This is a genomic window from uncultured Porphyromonas sp. (genome assembly GCF_902489635.1).
Lineage (GTDB): Bacteria > Bacteroidota > Bacteroidia > Bacteroidales > Porphyromonadaceae > Porphyromonas.
Map to the genome: position 1 here is coordinate 1 of NZ_CABUAN010000063.1, position 5,167 is coordinate 5,167.

2 protein-coding genes are annotated in these 5,167 nt (G+C 56.8%); both read left to right on the plus strand.

What is annotated here, in order from left to right; all coding sequences use genetic code 11:
- Positions 1-334 precede the first annotated feature (334 nt).
- Positions 335-2,953, plus strand: coding sequence for an alanine--tRNA ligase (gene alaS, locus RDM37_RS08340; RefSeq protein WP_308556674.1), 2,619 nt, complete (start codon positions 335-337; stop codon positions 2,951-2,953).
- Between the two features lie 24 nt (positions 2,954-2,977).
- The gene (locus RDM37_RS08345; RefSeq protein ID WP_308556676.1) at positions 2,978-4,072 is read left to right on the plus strand and encodes a 3-dehydroquinate synthase family protein; all 1,095 of its coding nucleotides are present in this window, start codon (positions 2,978-2,980) and stop codon (positions 4,070-4,072) included.
- Positions 4,073-5,167: the final 1,095 nt, after the last annotated feature.

Below are 5,167 nucleotides of genomic sequence, written 5' to 3' on the forward strand. Positions count from 1 at the left end.
GTGGAAAATAAAAAATATCCACGTGGAGATTTGAGATTTTCCACGTGGATATTCGAGAAAGGATGGGATCGGACGAATTTCCCCGTAAAGATATGTTATTAGAGATTAGAGGTTAGAAGTTAGAGATTAGAGATCAGAGTGAATCGGAATGAATCGGAGCCATCAGAATGATCGGATCTCTAACTTTTAATCTCTAACTTCTCACCTCTAACCTCTAACTTCTAATCTCTAACTTCTAACTTCTAATCTCTAACCTCTAATCTCTCCTCCCCCTAACCTCTAATTTCGTACCTTTGTAGCGTATTAAGTATTAGCATAGCATGCTCTATAGATTATGATGACAGCACACGATATACGAAAAGCCTTTCTCGACTTCTTTGAGGAGCACGGACACCGCATTGTACCCTCGGCACCGATGGTGATCAAGGACGACCCCACGCTCATGTTTACCAATGCCGGGATGAACCAATTTAAGGATATCATCCTGGGCAATAAAGAGCCTCAGTATCGTCGTGCAGCAGACTCACAAAAGTGTCTCCGCGTGAGCGGCAAGCACAACGACCTCGAGGAGGTAGGACGCGATACCTACCACCACACCATGTTTGAGATGCTGGGCAACTGGTCCTTTGGCGATTACTTCAAGAAAGAGGCTATCGAGTTCGCCTGGACTTTCCTCACGGAGCGTCTCCAGCTACCCAAGGATCGCCTCTACGTGACCGTCTTCGGTGGCAGTGCTGAGGAAGGGCTGAGCCGTGACGACGAGGCAGCCAGCTACTGGCTACAGTACACCACGGAGGATCGTATCATCGACGGCTCTCGCAAGGACAACTTCTGGGAGATGGGCGACACAGGTCCCTGCGGTCCTTGCTCCGAGATACACATTGACCTGCGTAGCGAGGAGGAGCGTCAGCTTGTCTGCGGACGTGATCTAGTCAACAAGGATCACCCACTGGTCATCGAGATCTGGAACCTCGTCTTCATGCAGTACGACCGCAAGGCTGACGGACATCTAGAGCCTCTACCCCACAAGGTGATCGATACCGGCATGGGCTTCGAGCGTCTCTGTATGGCTATGCAGGGCAAGAAGTCGAACTACGACACCGACCTTTTCACCCCTCTGATCCGTGCTATCGAGACACTCAGCGGGGAGCAGTACGGTCAGAACGAGCAGGTGGACATCGCCATGCGTGTCGTCGCTGACCACATCCGTACGATCGCTTTTGCTATCGCCGACGGACAGCTCCCGAGCAATGCTAAGGCGGGCTACGTGATCCGTCGTATCCTACGTCGTGCCGTGCGCTACGCCTACACCTTCCTCCATGCCGATGAGCCGATGCTCTACACGCTCCTACCCACGCTCAATGAGGTGATGGGCGAAGCTTATCCCGAGATTGTAGCTCAGCGCGAACTGATTGCTTCGGTGATCAAGGAGGAGGAGGAGAGCTTCCTACGCACCCTCGCTCAGGGACTTAAACTTCTAGAGAGCAAGATACAGGAGCTACCCCAGGACGCGAAAGTTCTGTCAGGTGCCGACGCTTTCGTCCTGTACGACACCTACGGCTTCCCACTAGACCTCACGGAGTTGATCCTGTCGGAGCGTGGTATGACGCTCGATCAGGTGGCTTTTGACAAACTGATGCAGGAGCAGAAGAGTCGTGCCCGTCAGGCTGCCGCCATCGACGCTGCCGACTGGGTGGTCCTCGACGAGGAGACCACCGAGAGCACCTTCGTAGGCTACGAGACGCTCCAGATCGAGACGCATATCCTGCGCTACCGCAAGGTGGCTGACAAGAAGCGCAGCTACTATCAGGTGGTGCTGGCGGAGACTCCCTTCTACGCTGAGATGGGTGGTCAGGTGGGCGACAAGGGCGTGCTGATCGCTCAGGACGGCACCGAGTACCCAATCCTAGACACCAAGCGGGAGAACAACCTCACCGTCCATATCCTCTCGGCCCTCCCCGCAGATCCTAAGCAGCCGCTCATCGCGCGTGTCGGGGCTGAGCTGCGTCACCTCACGGAGGCAAACCATACGGCGACGCACCTGATGCACCACGCACTGAGAGCCGTGCTCGGCACTCATGTAGAGCAAAAGGGTTCGCTCGTATCGGCAGACCTGCTACGCTTTGACTTCTCACACTTCAAGAAGTTGACCCCCGAAGAGATCACCGAGGTAGAGCGACTAGTCAATGCGGAGATCCGTGCCGACAGACCTCGTGATGAGCAGCGCAATGTGCCGATCGCCAAGGCTAAGGAGATGGGTGCGATGGCACTCTTTGGCGAGAAGTATGGCGACGAGGTGCGCGTCATCAAGTATGGCGACTCGGTCGAGCTATGCGGTGGTACCCACGTGGCTAGCACGGGGCAGATAGGCTTTTTCAAGATCATCAGTGAGGGCTCTATTGCCGCTGGCATCAGGCGTATCGAGGCGGTCACGGGGCCCAAGGCTGAGGAGTATGTACATCATCTAGAGGAGCAGTTGCAGCTCTTCAACGAGAGGCTCAACAATGTGCCCGATCCGCTCAAGGCGCTAGACCGACTGATTGCCGAGGGTGCCGAGCAGCGCAAGGCTATCGAGCAGTACACCAAGGCACAGGCAGAGCAGATAGCGCTACAGGCACTGGCCGATCAGACGAAGCATGGCGAGACTACCATCGTCACCGTCAATAAGCCAATGAGTAGCGACGTCGCTAAGGATGTCGCTGGCACCATTCGCGAGCGACTACAAGGCTCTTACCTAGCACTCATCGGTGCTGCCGAGGAGGGCAAGTGTACCCTCACGGTGATTCTCTCGCCAGACCTGGTCGACAAGGGACTCAACGCTAGCAAGCTCATCAAGGAGGTCGCCTCCCTCATCAAGGGCGGTGGCGGTGGTCAGCCACACTTTGCGACGGCTGGCGGACGCAACCCTGAGGGGCTACAAGCGGCCATAGACCATATCGTCTCGCTGATTTAGCAGCTAGACCAACAGCTAGACCAGATGCCACCCCTAGCCTTCATCTCCACCCAGTCGAGGGTGCTCGTGGGCAACCTGATGGGCGACTACCTGCGGGAGTTGCTCCGCCAAGGCAAGCCCGAGAGCTACTACCTACTGGCAGATGCGAGGGTGTGGCATCTGAGCCAAGAGCTGATAGCGAAGAGCTACCCTGAGCTAACGGGGCTGCCTCGCTATCTGATCAACGACCCTGAGGAGGCGAAGAGCCTGGAGGGCATCGCCGAGATGGCGCGCTGGCTCCTCGAGCAGGATGCCACTCGTGGAGCTACACTCATCGCACTGGGCGGTGGAGCCGTGAGCGACGCCGTCGGCTTCCTCGCTCAGATCTATATGCGGGGTGTCTCGCTCGTCCTACTCCCCACGACGCTCCTCGCCATGGCAGACGCGGCTGTGGGGGGCAAATGCGGGGTCAACTTTGCGGGTGTCAAGAATCTGCTCGGAGCTTTTGCCAATGAAGCGACCACGCTGACGCTCTGCGACACAGCTTGGCTGGAGAGCCTCCCAGAGGAGGAGCTACGCTCAGGCTGTGGCGAGCTGATCAAGTATGGCCTACTCGTTAGTCCAGACCTGTGGCGTCGGCTGCTGCAGGTGCTGCCCGAGCAACCGCTCTCTTTAGAGCAACTCACCCCGCTCATTCGTGAGGCGGTGCAGTTCAAACTCGACATCGTGGCGCAGGATCGTCTAGATCAGGGGCTTCGTCACCAGCTCAACCTAGGGCACACCTTTGGGCACGCCTTCGAGGCGTGGAGCCATCAGCACAGCGACACACCTTTGCTACATGGCGAGGCGGTCGCTCTGGGACTCGTGCCCGAGCTTTACCTCTCGCACGTCAAGCTAGGCTTCCCCAAGGAGCTGCTACATCAGTTGCTCGCCGTAGTGCAGGAGCTATACCGTTCACTCCCCATCACCTGCCGAGACTACGATGCGCTCAGGGAACTGATGCTCCACGACAAGAAGAATAGCGACGCCCAGCGCATCACCACTGTCGCTCTCACTGCCATCGGTCAAGTCCACGAACTACAGAACGCGCCCCTCGACATCACCGAGGCACTCGACTACTACCAGGACACGATGCTGTAAGCGGTGCGACTGTTGTAGTACGGCAAAACGTGTAACCCGTTTGTGTCAAAGCGACACGTGTAACCATACAAATACTGGTGTCACAGCGATTGATGGGTGAAGTTGTCGTGTTGATGTGGTTCATGTATGGGCGGACCTGCGTGTCCGCCCACAGGGTATACAGCGCTTTGACGAGGACGGGCGGACACGCAGGTCCGCCCCTACACATCGCTACTCGTCTCGCTTTGACACAACGGGCTAGACGTTCCGTTGTCATACAATAAGACGAGCGCAGGTGACGAAGGAAACGACCGCTTGCGGTCGGACGAATCATAGCCCCCAGTCGAAGGAGCAAAGCTCCGAACGACTGGGGGACACAGGGGCGTATAAAGGGGGGACGACCTCCCCTGGCGGGAGGTCGGACTGGAGCTGTAGATTCGTCTAGTCCGACCCACAAGGGGTCGATAAATCAGGTGACGTCTAGCGTCCGTGGGTCGTTCGGGGCTTTGCCCCTCCGACCCACGGCTATGATTCGTCGGACCTCTGCGAGGTCCTTTTTTATAAGAGTGATCGGAAGGGTAAGGGGATTAGAGATTAGAAGAGAGAGGGGATCGGAGGGATCGCACGAATAGTCCAATGAGGGGGGCACGAGACATGTAGCCCTGTGTAGGGACGCACGGTCTGTGCGTCCGTCCCCGTTAAAACCACGATGCTGTAACCTTTGATACAACGGACGCACGAGCCGTGCGTCCCTACACATCGTTACTCGTCTCGTTTTGACACAACGGACGCTCTCCGGCTAGACACGATCGTGCGTCCCTACACATCGTTAATCGTTCCGTTATTGTACAATAAGACGAGCGCAGGTGACTAAGGAAGCGACCGCTTGCGGTCGGACGAATCATAGCCCCCAGTCGAAGGAGCAAAGCTCCGAACGACTGGGGGATAGGCGAATGTGGTAGCAGGTCGACCCCTTGTGGGTCGGACTAAGTGAAGACACAGCCCCAGTCCGACCTCCCCTAGCGGGAGGTCGGACTAGAGCTGTAGATTCGTTTAGTCCGACCCACAAGGGGTCGATAAATCAGGAGGCGTCTAGCGTCCGTGGGTCGTTCGGGG

What these genes read in the sequence shown, in the direction of transcription:
- alaS (WP_308556674.1), top strand. Translation starts at nt 335, where the DNA reads ATGATGACAGCACACGATATACGAAAAGCCTTTCTCGACTTCTTTGAG.
- RDM37_RS08345 (WP_308556676.1), top strand. Translation starts at nt 2,978, where the DNA reads ATGCCACCCCTAGCCTTCATCTCCACCCAGTCGAGGGTGCTCGTGGGC.